Origin of the sequence: Cyanothece sp. BG0011 (assembly GCF_003013815.1) — a bacterium.
Classification (GTDB): Bacteria; Cyanobacteriota; Cyanobacteriia; order Cyanobacteriales; family Microcystaceae; genus Crocosphaera.
In genome coordinates this window covers 1-15,483 of record NZ_PRLH01000147.1, presented here as the reverse complement: position 1 = coordinate 15,483, position 15,483 = coordinate 1, and the positions used below count along the sequence as shown (strand labels likewise).

17 protein-coding genes and 1 pseudogene are annotated in these 15,483 nt (G+C 39.3%); 14 read left to right on the top strand and 4 right to left on the bottom strand.

What is annotated here, in order from left to right:
* Positions 1-60: 60 nt before the first annotated feature.
* Positions 61-372, bottom strand: coding sequence for a hypothetical protein (locus tag C4E06_RS19210; RefSeq protein WP_107669807.1), 312 nt, complete (start codon positions 370-372; stop codon positions 61-63).
* Positions 373-507: 135 nt separating this feature from the next.
* On the opposite strand from C4E06_RS19210, the gene C4E06_RS19205 reads away from it, so the two are divergent.
* The 3 genes from C4E06_RS19205 (at position 508) to C4E06_RS19195 (ending at position 1,846) form a co-directional block, all read left to right on the top strand.
* Complete coding sequence (locus C4E06_RS19205; RefSeq protein WP_107669805.1) at positions 508-732, top strand: type II toxin-antitoxin system HicB family antitoxin; 225 nt, start codon at positions 508-510, stop codon at positions 730-732.
* A 129-nt stretch (positions 733-861) separates the two neighbouring features.
* Entirely contained in the window at positions 862-1,089 is a 228-nt protein-coding gene (locus C4E06_RS19200) for a hypothetical protein (RefSeq protein ID WP_107669803.1), read from the top strand.
* A 217-nt stretch (positions 1,090-1,306) separates the two neighbouring features.
* A complete protein-coding gene (locus tag C4E06_RS19195; protein ID WP_107669801.1) occupies positions 1,307-1,846 on the top strand; it encodes an O-acetyl-ADP-ribose deacetylase in 540 nt (179 codons plus the stop codon).
* Between the two features lie 28 nt (positions 1,847-1,874).
* On the opposite strand, the gene C4E06_RS19190 is transcribed toward C4E06_RS19195, so the two are convergent.
* A complete protein-coding gene (locus tag C4E06_RS19190; protein WP_107669799.1) occupies positions 1,875-2,453 on the bottom strand; it encodes a glyoxalase-like domain protein in 579 nt (192 codons plus the stop codon).
* Positions 2,454-2,689: 236 nt separating this feature from the next.
* Here C4E06_RS19190 and C4E06_RS19185 point away from each other — a divergent pair, with 236 nt between their 5' ends.
* From C4E06_RS19185 to C4E06_RS19165, 5 genes are all read left to right on the top strand, one after another.
* Complete coding sequence (locus C4E06_RS19185) at positions 2,690-3,346, top strand: cofactor assembly of complex C subunit B (protein ID WP_107669797.1); 657 nt, start codon at positions 2,690-2,692, stop codon at positions 3,344-3,346.
* Positions 3,347-3,426: 80 nt separating this feature from the next.
* Positions 3,427-4,041, top strand: a complete 615-nt coding sequence (locus C4E06_RS19180) for a gamma-glutamylcyclotransferase (protein WP_107669795.1) — start codon at positions 3,427-3,429, stop codon at positions 4,039-4,041.
* A 39-nt stretch (positions 4,042-4,080) separates the two neighbouring features.
* Positions 4,081-4,368, top strand: coding sequence for a BrnT family toxin (locus C4E06_RS19175; RefSeq protein ID WP_107669793.1), 288 nt, complete (start codon positions 4,081-4,083; stop codon positions 4,366-4,368).
* A complete protein-coding gene (locus C4E06_RS19170) occupies positions 4,340-4,567 on the top strand; it encodes a hypothetical protein (RefSeq protein ID WP_198648826.1) in 228 nt (75 codons plus the stop codon). Before C4E06_RS19175 ends, C4E06_RS19170 begins: the two co-directional genes overlap by 29 nt.
* Positions 4,568-4,663: 96 nt before the next feature.
* The gene (locus C4E06_RS19165; RefSeq protein WP_107669791.1) at positions 4,664-5,416 is read left to right on the top strand and encodes a dehydrogenase/reductase SDR family member 11; all 753 of its coding nucleotides are present in this window, start codon (positions 4,664-4,666) and stop codon (positions 5,414-5,416) included.
* Between the two features lie 25 nt (positions 5,417-5,441).
* Here the strand turns inward: C4E06_RS19165 and C4E06_RS19160 are convergent, their stop codons facing one another.
* Together C4E06_RS19160 and C4E06_RS19155 are read right to left on the bottom strand one after the other, a co-directional pair.
* Positions 5,442-5,786 (bottom strand): type II toxin-antitoxin system PemK/MazF family toxin, encoded by a 345-nt coding sequence (locus tag C4E06_RS19160; RefSeq protein WP_107669789.1) that lies wholly within the window; start codon positions 5,784-5,786, stop codon positions 5,442-5,444.
* A complete protein-coding gene (locus C4E06_RS19155) occupies positions 5,771-5,965 on the bottom strand; it encodes a DUF2281 domain-containing protein (RefSeq protein WP_107669787.1) in 195 nt (64 codons plus the stop codon). Before C4E06_RS19155 ends, C4E06_RS19160 begins: the two co-directional genes overlap by 16 nt.
* A gap of 73 nt (positions 5,966-6,038) precedes the next feature.
* Between C4E06_RS19155 and C4E06_RS27390 the strand changes: the two genes are divergently transcribed.
* From C4E06_RS27390 to C4E06_RS19130, 6 genes and pseudogenes are all read left to right on the top strand, one after another.
* Positions 6,039-6,209: a hypothetical protein gene (locus C4E06_RS27390; protein ID WP_157951187.1), complete on the top strand. Its 171-nt coding sequence runs from the start codon at positions 6,039-6,041 to the stop codon at positions 6,207-6,209.
* 185 nt (positions 6,210-6,394) lie between these two features.
* Positions 6,395-9,241, top strand: coding sequence for a cation-transporting P-type ATPase (locus C4E06_RS19150; protein WP_107669853.1), 2,847 nt, complete (start codon positions 6,395-6,397; stop codon positions 9,239-9,241).
* 24 nt (positions 9,242-9,265) lie between these two features.
* Positions 9,266-9,472, top strand: a pseudogene (locus C4E06_RS29635) (DUF29 family protein); the annotation flags it as partial.
* Positions 9,473-9,493: 21 nt separating this feature from the next.
* The gene (rsmG, locus tag C4E06_RS19140) at positions 9,494-10,219 is read left to right on the top strand and encodes a 16S rRNA (guanine(527)-N(7))-methyltransferase RsmG (RefSeq protein ID WP_107669785.1); all 726 of its coding nucleotides are present in this window, start codon (positions 9,494-9,496) and stop codon (positions 10,217-10,219) included.
* A gap of 388 nt (positions 10,220-10,607) precedes the next feature.
* Positions 10,608-12,554 (top strand): response regulator, encoded by a 1,947-nt coding sequence (locus C4E06_RS19135; RefSeq protein WP_107669783.1) that lies wholly within the window; start codon positions 10,608-10,610, stop codon positions 12,552-12,554.
* 198 nt (positions 12,555-12,752) lie between these two features.
* Complete coding sequence (locus C4E06_RS19130; RefSeq protein WP_198648825.1) at positions 12,753-15,350, top strand: PAS domain S-box protein; 2,598 nt, start codon at positions 12,753-12,755, stop codon at positions 15,348-15,350.
* Positions 15,351-15,483 lie beyond the last annotated feature (133 nt).

Genomic DNA, 15,483 nt, shown 5'->3' with positions numbered 1-15,483 from the left:
TAATATTAAGCCCCTACGTTAGAATTCTGTAGGGGTTTAATACAATTAAACCCAGACTGATTAATGGGGTAGATTAGGAAAGTTCGGGAAAAATAACTTAATCGCTCCACTGGTTAAAGCAACAATGACCCCAATAGCAACGGAACGATTGATAAACTCTTGGGAATCTAACCGTTTATTCATTCCTTTGAGTTCTGTTTTAACTTCCGTTAATTCTACCTCTATACTGCCTATTTTTTCTGATTGCTTATCAATCTTTTGGGATAGCTCTTTAAATTTCTCATTTGTCTCTTTTTGGTTGCTGTCCATCTTATCCTCAATGCGCTTGAGAATTTCTGCCGTGGTATAAGTAACGGTAGAAGGTTCATTCATGAGTTAAACTCCTAATAGTAATATATTGTGTTGATGTCCCCAAGGTTGCCCCCTTGAGGACTCTTCTTTATTATCGGTCAACCTTGCATTTACAGGTTAAAGAAAATATAGAACAAACACAACAGAGACAGAACAATGAATAACCCAAAATATACCATGATTATTCAATGGTCAGAGGAAGATAACTGTTATGTTGTGGGGTTTCCTGACTTTCCAGGACAACAATGGAGAAACCACGGTGACACTTATACCGAAGCAGTTTCTAATGGGGTTGAAGTGTTAGAATTACTCATTGAAGATTATCAGATTGTAGGGGAAACCTTACCGACACCTAAAACCTATTATAATCAAGTTGCTTGATGATTAAAAAATCGTAGGGTGGGCAAATTAAAAAGTTATCGGTAATTATAAAAAAGTTAAAATATTTGCCCACCTTATAATTAAGAAAAGTAGAAATTTAATTGAAATAGTAAATAACAGTTAAATACAATGATTAATATTGAAAAATTACAGCGCGATCTCGATGAATTACCCGAAGAAGCACAAGAATTATTAATAGATTTTGTTGAACTATTAAAAAAAAGATATTCTTCATCTAATCAACCAGAAACATCAGAAAATAACATAGATGACTGGTCAGATTTTATTGGTTGCACAGAAGCAGAACCAGATTTATCTAAAAATTATAAATTTTATTTGACAAAAGAAACTGAGTAGGCCGATGCACTCCCCACCTTACAACTTTATTTATTTCTAAACAATGCTTTTTATGGATCTGAAAAGTAGGTAACAGGCGCAACACTTTTTCATTATGAATATAATATCATGTCAAGTCCAGAAAATCAAGCATTTTAGAAACAATTTATAACAATAATTCATAAACAATCCTCAATAAAAAAGAGTGATAAACTCTAAATATTGACAGGAGAATTTTATGAGTTCAAACGGAACATCAAAAAAGATTATCGCCATACAAGGAGATATCACTCAGCAAGGGGTGGATGCTATTGTTAACGCTGCCAATGAATCATTACTAGGAGGGGGTGGGGTTGACGGGGCCATTCACCAAGCAGCAGGACCGGCATTATTAGAAGAATGTCGTACCCTAGGAGGGTGCAATGTGGGAGATGCTAAAATAACCAAGGGTTATCAATTGCCAGCACAATGGGTTATTCATACCGTTGGTCCGGTTTGGCGTGGCGGTAATGCTCAAGAAGATCAATTATTAGCCAGTTGTTACAATCGCTGTTTAGAAATTGCCACAGAAAAACGCTTAAAAACTATTGCTTTTCCTGCTATTAGTACGGGAGTTTATGGTTATCCTTTAGAGTTAGCAACCCCCATCGCCATTCAAACCGTTAAAGACTTTTTACAAGGAAATACCACCATTCAGCAGGTTATTTTTGTCTGTTTTAGTCTAGATTCTTATGATTGTTATAAACAGTTTCTCTTAGAAATGTTACCCGAAAAATAAGGGTGAGTTTTCCTCACCCCGTTTAACTTTAATTTTTAACTTCTACCATTTCAATGATTCTCTCATCAATATCCTTCACCAAAAAATTCAGGGGTTTTCTACGACGAACTTTATACTTTAACCGTCTCGACTCCACCCTTAATAAAATATCTTCTAAACATTCATTATCAAAACAGACATGACGCTGACGATTTTTTGCGCCATAACTTGCCCCTCCGATAATATGGAGTTGGGTATTTTTTTTCAATTGATACCATAGTCCATCCCCAGCCCCGTAGTTGCTGGTAGCGGTGGCGGTGGGGGTTGCCGTCATATAAAAGGGGTCAACCCCTGCGGTTCCTAACGTTTGTTCGTAATTGTAATAATAATGAAGGGGAACATCAGCCACATTTAACTGCAATAACCCCTCATAAAATTGTCGGGCGACCTCTAGATCAGATACCATGATAGTGTAAACTTTGGGCGCACTGGTGAGAAACATCCACATGGCCAAACCATAGGCAGCCAATAACATCACCATGATGCCTTGGGTCGAAAAAACGCTATCGATGGGCAAAAATGCTCCTAAATAATTGTCTGTTAGGGGAAGGTGTGTCACTATAGTCATAGATTAAGGATGAGAACGACATGAGTTCGTTCTACTTTACTACAAATTAAACTTTTTTTAAGATAAGACAACAGATTAAACATCAGATGTCAACTTTTATCTTTCGATTTTATCCAATTGTTCCTTAAAAAGGCAACAACCACTCTTATTCGTTAAAATTAATAAGATTATAATACAGTCAAAAAAATATAGCGATAACTAAACCTGATTCTTAAAATCATCGTTTTCAACCTACTATGAAATCAGATCCTAATCGAATTTTACGATTAATTCCCCTCTTTGCTGGTAGTTTAGGGGGTATCCTTTTGTTAATCAATCGTTTCATGACGGTACAATTAACTGAGTCTCAAGCAAGATCCGATGTCTTAGGGGTGATCTTAAGTGGGGTCTTAATTTTAGTCGGATTAATTTGGCAACAGATTCAACCGCGATCGCCGGATGCAGTTACCCTAGAAGGAGAAGAAGGCCTCGAATTTAACCCCCATTTACCCGATTCTATCAAAACAGAATTGGCCTGGGCTTCTCATCTGGTATTAACTAATACCGTTACTCGATCTTTAGTCGTGTATTATCAGGATACAGTATTACTCCGCCGAGGTGTCTTAGGTCCGACTCCTCAAGTCACGCCAGGCAAAATTTTACAACGGGTTCTAGAAACCCAGAAACCTGTTTATCTGGTCAATTTAAACCTTTATCCAGGAAAAATTGAATTTAATTATTTACCCCCAAACACACAAGGGGTAATTTGTCAACCCTTGGGAAACCGTGGGGCGATGATTTTAGGGGCGAATGTGCCTCGAAGTTATACTAAACAAGACGAAAACTGGATTGAAGGCATTGCTGATAAACTCACCTTAACCTTAGACAGCGAGTTAAGCTCAGTTAAATTGTAACAGGAAAGTTCCTAAAAGGAACATTAAAATTAGACCCCTTGTCGACTATCTATGGCCAACCTCTAACCCCATGATGAACCATGAATCAAACTCCTAACAATTCTCCTTTGGTGGCGACTGAGATGGGAACCGATTATAGTGCCTATCATCATCACAATAAAAGTCACTGGCAGCCTAAAGAGACATCTGAGTCTTTTTACTATTTTGCCTACGGCTCGTGTATGTGTCCAGTAGACTTAAAGCGAACCTTTGGGGAAAATACCCATGAATATGTGATAGGAACAGCAGTGTTAGAAGGGTATCGTTTAGGGTTTTATCGTCGTTCCTTGCGCCGTAATTGTGGGGCTTTAGATGTGGTTCCGGATGCCGGTGCTAAAGTAGAAGGGGTACTATATCAACTTCCGTGGCGGTTTAGCGATCGCCTAGATGAACGAGAAGAAGTTCCCCGTAATGGTTATCGTCGGGAATATGTCACCATTCACAGTGAGGGACAGGTTTATACTAATGTGAGAACCTATGTCGTTATCGATAAATTACCCCAAGAATTAGCCCCTAATGATTGGTATTTGAATGTTGTATTAAGGGGGGCTGTGACTTGTGGACTTTCTGAAGACTATTGCTGGAATTTGTTCAATCATATGTATCAATTACAGTTACAACAAAAATCATTAATTGCTGTTGATGAGTGTGCATAAAATTTGAGATGATGAGATAAAATAAAAGTATCTGTGGCGATGGAGAGCAATTTTGAGTGGGATGAAAGCAAAAACCAAGCAAATTTAGAAAAACATGGCCTTTCTTTTGAATTAGCTCAATATGCTTTTTTTGATACTCATCGTATTATTTTAGAAGACTTAGCTCATAGTGTCACAGAAAAGCGATTTTATTGTCTTGGTAAAGTGAATCAAGAAATTATAACTGTGCGTTTTACTTATCGAAACGGAAAAATTAGAATTTTTGGGGCAGGTTATTGGCGAAAAGGACGAAAATTTTATGAACAAAGAAATCATTTACACGAATGAACCAATGGAATTAGGGGAAGTTGTTGAAGATTTTTTACCATCTCCTGAAAAACTAATTCCTAAAAAAAGCAAGGTAAAAGTAACTTTAGAGTTAAATGAAGAAACTATTCGCTTTTTTAAAGCAGAAGCCAAAAAACAACAAACATCTTATCAAGAGATTATCAGTGTATTAGTTAATCAGTATGCACAAAAAAAATAAAAGACATAAATTTGTTGGAAATGTTGTGATTGGTTGTTACCATTTTACGTCTTGATTAACATTTACTTAAAATTAATATTAAAAAAAAAGAATTAAATGATTACAAAAAAATCAACGTCAAAAATAGCTTTAATTACTGGTTCATCTAGCGGTATTGGAGAAGCGATCGCCCATCGTTTAGCACAAGAAAATTATCGTTTAGTTGTGTGTGCGCGTCGTCAAGAAAAGTTAGATAAATTAACTGAGAAGTTGCAAGAAAAAAATAGTGAAGTTTTAGCCTTAAACGTTGATTTACGTCAAGAAGCAGATATTTTAAAGATGTTTGACACCATTAGAGAGCAATGGGGTGGGGTTGATGTATTAATCAATAATGCTGGTTTAGGACATAAACAACCCTTGATGACAGGAGAGACAGAAGCATGGAGAGAAATGTTAGAAGTGAATGTCTTGGCCTTATGTATCTGTACCCGTGAAGCCATCAAAGATATGAGCGATCGCAACCAAGGCCATATTATTCATATTAGTTCGATGTCCGGCCATCGTGTCCCTTTATATAGTGGGGTTTATGCTGCTAGTAAATATGCAGTCAGAGCATTAACCGAAGGGTTAAGACAAGAGTTAAGAGAAGCCAATAAAAACATTAAAATATCTTCTATTAGTCCGGGGTTTGTCGAGACAGAATTTGCTGAAAAATATAACAATAATAAAGAAAAAGCCCAAGAACTTTATAGTCGTTTTCCCGTGTTACAACCCGAAGATATTGCTAACGCCGTTTACTATATTCTATCCCAACCTGACTATGTACAAATTCATGATATTTTATTGCGTCCCACTCAACAGAAAAGTTAAGTTTTGGCTGGAAATTGTCTTATACTCAAGGATGAGAGTTGCGCCTGAAAATAGAGATAATCTGGTCAATAACTTCCTCTAGTTTTTTGGGTTTTAATGTCCCTGCTTTGTAGATAATAAGAGAATTATCAGCCGTAAATAGTCGGTTAGGACGAATATTGCTATTGCGGTTAAGTCCGCCACTGAGAAAATCAGTGTTTGTAATAGAGATAGCATAACTATCAGAGATTGCCTGACTGGTAATTTGACAAAGAATTAAATCATCCCCAGTTAATTCAGCCACAACAAGAGCAGGACGACGTTTTGCTTCGCTTAAATCCGAAAAGGGGAAAGGAACAATCACAACATCTCCTTTTACAAATTTTGCCATGCTTCATCTTCTGAAGGAGTTGACCAATCTTTAGCAAGTTTTGATTGAGAGAGTAAAGTCGTTTGTAACATCTCTTGTTGATGTTTGTATTTAAGATACTCGATAAACTTCAAGACTTCAGGTACAAAAGCTTCAGGAATTTCTTCAATTTCTTCTAATAGAGATTCTTTAGGGGTCATATCGAGGTTAGCATATTACAAAATGAAGGTTTACAATTAATCATCCTATTGTAGATTAACCGAAAAATAAACTATGAACAAAACCATTATTACTGCTTTAACTCTTGTTGGTGCATCTGCAACCTTTCTATTGGGGAGTAATTCTACTCAAGCAACCCTCATTTACGATAACATGGGCCTACCGATGGATGAGACTGGTGGATTCAGATTCATGATTTCTCGTTTTGCGATCGCTGTTCTATAGTTATATTCAATCTCAAATTTTAAACCCAGATTAGAGATAAAAAAAACTGAAGAAAGTTTAACTATTTTTAAAGATTTAAGTTAATAAAAAGCAAGAGAGTTTACAATTTTGTGATAAAGGGTAACATTTTCAAAAGTTAACAGTAAAATCAAGAACAGTAGACTATATAACTGACCTTGGTTCCTGTGACCCGATCCTATTCTGCCCATACCCTACCGCAACGTAAACAATCTTGGCATACTTATTCGGTAGCCAAAACCCTAGACACCCTGGGAACGAACCCCCAAACGGGTTTAGACACAGAAAGTGTTAATCAACGACAAAAACATTATGGCCCTAACGAAATAGAAGAAACGGCCGGCCGTAGTAACTGGGAAATACTACTCGATCAGTTTACGAACATCATGTTAATTATGCTGATCGTAGTGGCTATTATTTCCGGTATTTTAGATATTGTTGAATTACGAAACAGTGGCACGACTAAGGGGGGTGTTCCTTTTAAAGATACCATCGCCATCTTTTCCATTGTTATCTTAAACGGACTATTAGGCTATTTACAAGAAACCCGCGCCGAAAAAGCCCTGGCCGCCTTAAAAAAGCTATCTTCTCCTAGGGTTCAAGTGATTAGAGATGGAAAACGTCAAGAAGTAGACGCACCCTTTTTAGTTCCAGGGGATATCATTTTAATTGAAGCAGGGGACACCCTTTGTGCTGATGGTCAAATTATAGACGGCTCTCATCTGCAAATTCGAGAGTCAGCCCTAACCGGAGAAGCCCACGCCGTTGACAAAAATACCTTAAGCCAAGGGTTAGAAGAAGAAACCCCCATCGGCGATCGCACAAATATGGTCTTTACCGGCACCGAAGTAATCCAAGGTCGGGCAAAAGTGGTGGTTACCGGCACAGGAATGGACACAGAACTGGGGAAAATCGCCGAAATGCTTCAATCGGTGGAAACAGAAGACACCCCCTTACAGCAACGCATGACCCAGTTAGGAAACGTCTTAGTAACCGGTTCATTAATCTTAGTTGCAGTGGTGGTTGTGGGTGGGGTACTCAGAGCCGGTTGGGGACTACTACAAGAACTAATCGAAATTTCCCTAAGTATGGCCGTTGCCGTGGTTCCGGAAGGGTTACCGGCCGTTATTACCGTGACCTTGGCCCTGGGAACCCAACGCATGGTTAAGCGTCACGCTCTAATTCGTAAACTCCCGGCCGTCGAAACCTTGGGATCGGTTAACGTTATTTGTTCAGATAAAACCGGAACGTTGACCCAAAATAAAATGGTGGTTCAAGAAGTCGAAACCCTCGAAGGGAACTATCAAGTCACAGGGACAGGATACGAACCATCGGGAGAGTTTATTTGTAGCGAGGCCAAAAGTAGCATTAATTGTAGTCGGTATGGAGGATTACAAGCGTTATTATTGACAGGGGTGTTATGTAATGATGCCCATTTGTCCCAAGAAGCAGGAGACTGGACGATTATCGGTGACCCCACAGAAGCATCGTTACTGGTTTTAGGGGGAAAAGCAGGACTTGAACAGTCAGCGTTAGAACAACAATATGCAAGGGTCGGAGAATTTCCCTTTTCTTCCGAACGCAAACGCATGAGTATTATTTCTCAAGCGAATCAAACCAGCGATCGCTGGCCCAGTTGGCAAAGTCAGCCAGATGATGATTATCTCTTATTAACTAAGGGTTCACCCGAATTAATTTTAGAAAGATGCGACTATTATCAGCAAGGGCAACGGGTTCAACCCTTGACCCAAGAACACCGAGAACAGGTGTTACGGGGGAATAATGGTATGGCTAAGCGGGCTTTAAGGGTGTTAGGGTTCGCCTATAAACCCCTCAAACAAATCCCTGACGCAACCGAAGCAGACGAAGCCGAACAAGGGTTAATTTGGTTAGGGTTAGTGGGAATGATGGATGCACCCCGGCCCGAAGTGAAAACCGCAGTGGCAAAATGTCGGGCTGCTGGTATTCGTCCCATCATGATTACAGGAGACCATCAACTCACCGCCCAAGCGATCGCTCAACAGTTGGGTATTGTGCTACCAGAGGATCGAGTTTTGACGGGACGGGAATTAGAAAGAATATCTCAACCCCAGTTAGAGCAAGAGGTAGAAACCGTCAGTGTTTACGCCCGTGTCTCTCCTGAACATAAATTACGCATTGTCCAAGCCTTGCAGAAGCGCAACAAATTTGTGGCTATGACCGGCGACGGGGTTAATGATGCCCCCGCACTCAAACAAGCCGATATCGGCATCGCTATGGGCATTACTGGCACGGATGTGAGCAAGGAGGCCAGTGATATGGTCTTGCTAGATGATAATTTTGCCACCATCGTGGCCGCCACAGAAGAGGGACGGGTAGTGTATAGCAATATTCGTCATTTTATTAAGTATATTTTAGGCAGTAATGTGGGGGAAGTAATCACCATTGCGGCAGCCCCTTTAATGGGACTGTCTGGGGTTCCTTTAATCCCCCTACAAATTCTCTGGATGAACCTCGTTACCGATGGTTTACCGGCGTTAGCCTTGGCAGTCGAACCGGCTGATCCCCATATTATGGAACGGCCTCCTTTTAGTCCCAAAGAGAGTATTTTTGCCCGTGGGTTAGGGTTTTATATTGTCCGCATTGGGATTGTTTTCTCGATTATTACCATTGCTTTGATGTCTTGGGCTTTCAATGAGTCTCAACAACCGGGTAATGACCCCGAAAGTTGGAAAACCATGGTCTTTACTACCCTATGTATTGCACAGATGGGCCATGCGATCGCAGCTCGTTCGACCACTCGTTTGGCTATTGAAATGAATCCTTTTTCTAACCCTTATCTTTGGGGGGCAGTTATTGTTACCACCACTCTACAATTAATGTTAGTTTATGTGGCTCCGTTACGGGCTTTCTTTAACACCACCGTGTTAACAGGAGAACAATTAGTTATCTGTTTACTGTTTAGTAGTTTGATGTTTGTTTGGGTAGAATTTGAGAAAATTCTCTTACGAGTTTATCGAAAAATTAAACATTAATATTAATATTCGTCGAGTTTAGAAAAATCAGGATCATTACGTCGTTATTTACCCGATGCAGTAGAAAGGGTTTATCCTAAAGCCAGAAAATTAGCCATTAAAGAAGGAAAACGTGCAGATGGGAAAAAAGTTATTAAGCGTAAAGAATCTGACTATCCCACTCAATTACCTAACGGATGGTTTGATCATCTCTTAGATGAAGATTGGTATCCAATCAATAGCAAACTGTAAGAAAATACTATTATTTCATTAATGAAATTACCAACTTTTGAAGATACTTGGCAAAATAGTTTACAATGGCAACCCACAGAAAAACAATTAGAAAAATGGGAACAATTATATCAAGAAATTCTCTTAATTAATCGTCAAATTAATTTAACTCGAATAACTGATCCCCAAGACTTCTGGGAAAAACATCTATGGGACTCTTTAGCTGGTGTTATTGGTTTAGATTTTTTACCCTATAAAGATTCATTAAAAGTCATTGACATAGGAACAGGGGCAGGTTTTCCCGGTCTGCCGATTAGTATTATTTTTCCTCATTGGCAACTAAGCTTATTAGATTCAACTCAGAAAAAGATAAAGGTCATTAATCTCTTTTTAGATGCCTTAAAATTATCCAATTGTCAAACAGTTATCGGTCGCGCGGAAGATATAGGACATTTACAACAACATAGAGAAACTTACGATTTAGGGTTAATTCGTGCCGTGGGAGAACCTTCTGTCTGTGCTGAATATGTTTTACCTTTTCTCAAAGTGGGAGGAATCGGTGTTTTATATCGGGGAAACTGGACAAAAGCAGAAGAATCAAACTTGCAAACTGCTCTCAAACAATTAGGAGGAAAGATTATTTTAGTTAAGCAGTTTCAGACTCCCTTGACTCAAAGTGTCCGTCATTTTATTTACCTCAAAAAAGTAATTTCAACCCCTAGGCAATTTCCTCGTAGCGTCGGTATTCCCAAACAAAAACCCTTATAAGGTATAATCTGAATTAGGATGTTAGGTCTTTGAAATCTCTATTAACTGTTAAAAATTAGTATTATTTCAAGAAAAGGAATAAGGGGCTTCAGCGTGCCGTAGTAAATTGTATGGAAAATGTAATAACATTGAGACTAAATGACCGAAAAAAAGGGTTCCAAGCCTCCTATTTTAAGGGGATGAAAAGAAGAGTTTTCCTTGTTTCAAGCCTCCAACTTGAGGTGGAGGTAATTCTAAATTCTACATTCTAAATTCTACATTCTGATTGACCGTTAAATTTGTATGAATGGGAATAGCTCAATAAAATAACTATCAGTGTTTCTTATACAATTAAATAAACATAATTGACTAATCTTACCTCAACCCGTTATAAACCCCGCTATTAACAATGAATTACCCCAAAGCCTTAATCATTGACGATAACCCAAGCGATCGCAAATTGGCTTTACGTCAAATCAAAAAACTGTTTCCTGAATTTAAATATTGGGAAATTATCGACGAAACTGACTTTAGCGAAGCCTTACAAAAGCAAAAATTCAACTTAGTGGTGACTGACTATCGCTTACGTTGGACCACCGGCTTAGATATATTACATCGCATTAAACAGCAGTTCCCAGATTGTCCCGTCATCATGTTTACCGGTACCGGTAGCGAAGAAATTGCCGTCGAAGCCATGAAAGCGGGATTAGATGATTATGTACTTAAGTCGCCTCAACATTATATCCGTCTAGCAGCAGCCATTCGCTCAGCATGGCAGCGATGGCAACAAAGACAAGCCTTAGACCAAATTCAACAAACCTACGATCGCTTTTTTCAACGGATGCCCATAGGATTATATCGTCTGAATCGTGCAGGGGAAATTTTAGAAGCCAACCCCACTTTGGTTAAAATGTTGGGTTATGAAAGAGGAGAAGAACTATTTAATCAAAATTTAGGGAATTATCACCTTGAACCAGAGGTTTATCGTCAATGGCAACAACAATTAGGAGAAGTTGAGGTAAAAGAAGACTTTGAAGGGCAAATTCGTAATGGCCAACAAGAAATCATTTGGGTAAGTCATAAAGCGATCGCCGTTAAAGATAAAAAAGGTAAGATTATTGGTTATGAAGGGGCAATCGCCGATATTACGGCCAGCAAACAAGCAGAAATAGAACGCATTCAACTCTTAAATGAGGCAAGGGAGGCAAAAGACGAAGCCGAAAGATTAAATCGCGTCAAAGATGAGTTTTTAGCCACCCTTTCCCATGAATTACGCACCCCTCTCAATGCCATTATTGGTTGGATGCAGCTAATACGAAGCGGAACGTTAAACGAAGACCAATTTAACACCGGGTTAGAAGTCATTGAACGCAATGCTAACGTACAAACTCAGCTAATTGAAGACCTGCTCGATGTTTCGCGGATTATTTGCGGTACATTGAAACTACAACTTCAGCCTATTAATTTAATCACTGTTATCTTGTCGTCTATTGATACCATCAGTCCAACGGCTAAGGCCAAAAATATTGACATCAATCTTCAACTGAATAGTCAAACCATAGAGATTAATGGAGATAAAGAAAGACTACAACAAGTATTTTGGAACTTGTTAATTAATGCCGTCAAATTTACCCCGACAGACGGTTCCATTACCATTGAGGGAGGGGAAGAAAATCACCAGATGGCATGGATTCGCATCACAGATACAGGTAAAGGAATTCCTCGTGATGTCTTACCCCATATTTTTGATCGCTTTCGTCAAGCAGAACATAAGTCCTCAACCCGAACAAAAGGAGGTCTAGGCTTAGGTTTAGCTATTGTGCGTCATATTGTCGAGATGCACGAGGGTAAAGTAATAGCCCAGAGTGAGGGAACTGATCAAGGCAGTACCTTTACCGTTGAGTTGCCTGTGATCCAATCAGTCCGCAACCAGGAAACCCAATTGACCTCATCCTCTCAGTTCAATTCCCTTCCGTCTCTGTCCAATTTTACTCTATTAGTCGTAGAAGACGAAGCCGATGCGAGAGAAATGATCACCCTAATTTTAGAACAGTGCGGTGCTAAGATTATGGCTGCTAGTTCGGTTAAAGAAGGGTTGAGTCAATATCAACAACAGTCAATAGATGCCATTATTAGCGATATTTCCATGCCCTTAGAAGATGGTTATCAACTCATTCGACAAATTCGTCGTAACGAGGATGAATCCTTTCGGGTACCGGCGATCGCTTTAACTGCTTATGCTAGAGAAGAAGATAAACAAGAGGCACTCTTAGCTGGTTTTGATCTTCATCTCTCTAAACCTATTGAACCGGTTCGATTGGTTCAATCTTTGTCACAATTATTACAATCAAGATAATAAAGCAATACAAAAAAAGGTGAGGACATTTGTTACAGTTGAAACTATCATCTCATCAACTCTTGCCACCCCCTCTAACTCCCCCTTTGGTGAGGGGGAGAACCCTTGCCACCCCCTCTAACTCCCCCTTTGGTGAGGGGGAGAACCCTTGCCACCCCCTCTAACTCCCCCTTTGGTGAGGGGGAGAACCCTTGCCTAGTGCGTAGCACTATATTTTCTATGACTAGCGATCGCTTAAACAAGATGAGGAACCCCCCCCATTTCCCACCTAAAAAACAACGGACGATCCTGTTAGTGGATGATTCGGAAGTCGATAGGGCAGTGTATCGACGCTATCTTAACAAAAGTGCTGACTATGATTACCATTTCATCGAAGCCGAAACAGGAAAAACAGCCTTAGAAATCTATCCTAACGCTTTACCGGATCTGGTCTTATTAGATTATTTTTTACCGGATATTGATGGCTTAGAATGGATAAGGCGGTGGCAACAAAAATATAATAAAAATCCTTGTCCTGTGATTATTTTAACGGGACAAGGCAATGAAAATATAGCGGTAAAGTTTATTCAACTCGGCGCTGCTGATTATTTAGTTAAAGATCAAATTACGGCCGAGCGATTAAATTTCTCGGTGCAGAAAGAGTTGATCCGTCAAGAAGAAAAACAGAAGTTTACCCAGATCATTCAATCTCAAAACGAGCAACTTCTAGAAGTTAATCGATTGCTAAACGAGCAAATGAATTGTGGTGAAAATTCTGAATGTTCACTTAGCAACAATAAGAAAAAACTCCATTGCGCTGTGTTTAATGCCCCCATCCCTGTATTAGTTCACGCTGAAGATGGAGAAATTATGCACGTGAATCAAACTTGGACTGAGTTATCCGGTTACACCATAGAAGACATTCCCACCACTGCTGAGTGGACAGAAAAAGCTTATGGAAGAAAACAAAAAACCGTTAAATCTTTCATTGATCGTCTATACGAATTAAATCAGCGAGTCGAAGAAGGAGAATTTAAAATTAGAACGGCCGGGGGACAATTTCGTATCTGGAATTTTAGTTCTGCCCCCTTGGGTCGATTATTAGATGGTCGGCGTTTAGTGATTTCCTGCGCTAAAGATGTGACCGAAATTAAACAAGCCAAAATTGCTGCCCAACAGAGTGAAATTCAGTTTCGCCAGACCTTTGAACAGGCAGCAGTAGGAATGGCTCACGTTGCCCCTAATGGTCAATGGTTAAGGGTCAATCAAAAACTTTGCGCAATTCTTGGTTATAACGAAAAAGAGTTATTAGAAAAAACTTTTCAAGAGATTACTTATCCTGATGATTTAGAACCGGATTTAGCCTATGTCCGTCAAGTTTTGTCAGGAGAAATTGAGAGTTATTCCATGGAGAAACGGTATATCCGTAAAGATAACGCTTGCATTTGGATGAATCTCACCGTTTCTTTATTCAGAAACCAAACCGAAGAACCAGAATATTTTATTTGTGTGATAGAAAATATTCAAAAGCGCAAAAATTTAGAATTGTCCCAAGCACAAGCTTTAAAACGCCTATCGAATCTCCATCAAATCGATAAAGCCATTATTGAGGCACAAACACCCCAAGCGATCGCCACAATCGCCATTAATAACATTCAAGATTTATCAACTTGTCAACGGGTGTCAGTTGTCACCTTTGACTCACAACGTCAGACTGCCACGACTTTAGTCACTCAGGGGATAGCCGAACAAACAGCACAACAAGGCTTAGAAACGAATCTCAACCTTTGGCAAACTTTAATTGAGAGGTTACAAGCATCAGAACAAAGTTATGTGGTGAGTTATTTGAGTCAATCACCTCAGTTATTGTCCGCCATGCCTGAAGTGGCTGTGTCAGGGTTAGACTGTTTTATTTGTTTTGGTCTCAAACTACAAAATAAATTGCTCGGTATTCTCAAGTTGTGGGTAGAAGATGCCCAAGAGATTAGTGCAGAACAATTGACCATGATTGAAGAAATCAGCATTCAAATAGCGATCGCTCTACAACAGGCCAATCTCACTCAAGCGAGTCGAAATTATGCTCTAGAGTTAGAAAATAAAGTACGAGAACGGACGACCCAACTAGAAGAAATTAACCAAGAACTCAAAGCCTTCACTTACAGTATTTCCCATGATCTTAAAGCTCCCTTACGAGCCATTCAAGGGTTTGCCATCGCTCTACAAGAAGATTATGCTGACAAATTAGATGAGTTGGGACAAGAATATACCTCAAGGTTGGCCACCTCAGCCGAGCAAATGGAAAGGTTAATTCAAGACTTACTGGCTTATAGTCGCTTGTCACGAACTGAAATTTATAAAAAGCCGGTGAATCTAACCTCAGTGGTCAATAAAGCTCTAGAAGACTTAGAAATACAAATAACAGAGGTTAAAGCAGAAATCACCGTAGACAGACCCTTATTGAATGTTTTAGGTAATCGAACAATTTTGCAGCAAATTGTTGAGAACTTGCTGTCTAATGCCCTTAAATTTACCTCTAGTAAGGTTAAACCTCAAATACATATTCGGACTGAGGAGTATCCTGAAAATGTTGTCCGTTTATGGATAGAAGATAACGGCATCGGCATCGAAGCGCAACATCAAGAACGTATTTTTGAAGTGTTTGAACGGTTACATGGCAATGAAACTTATCCCGGAACCGGTATTGGTTTAGCCATTGTTAAAAAAGGGGTTGAAAGATTGGGGGGAAGACTGGGGGTCGAATCAGACGTTAATCTTGGCAGTGGTTTTTGGGTTGAATTACCCCAGATTAAAGAGTAAGATTAATTAATAATAAATAATTCCTACTTGTCTTCATAAATTAAAATGAATAGGTCAAGGACTTGTTATGGTTTGTGAAGTATAATCAAATCCTGTGGTGAATCCGAGCAATTGCTTCTTAAAAATGTGTATA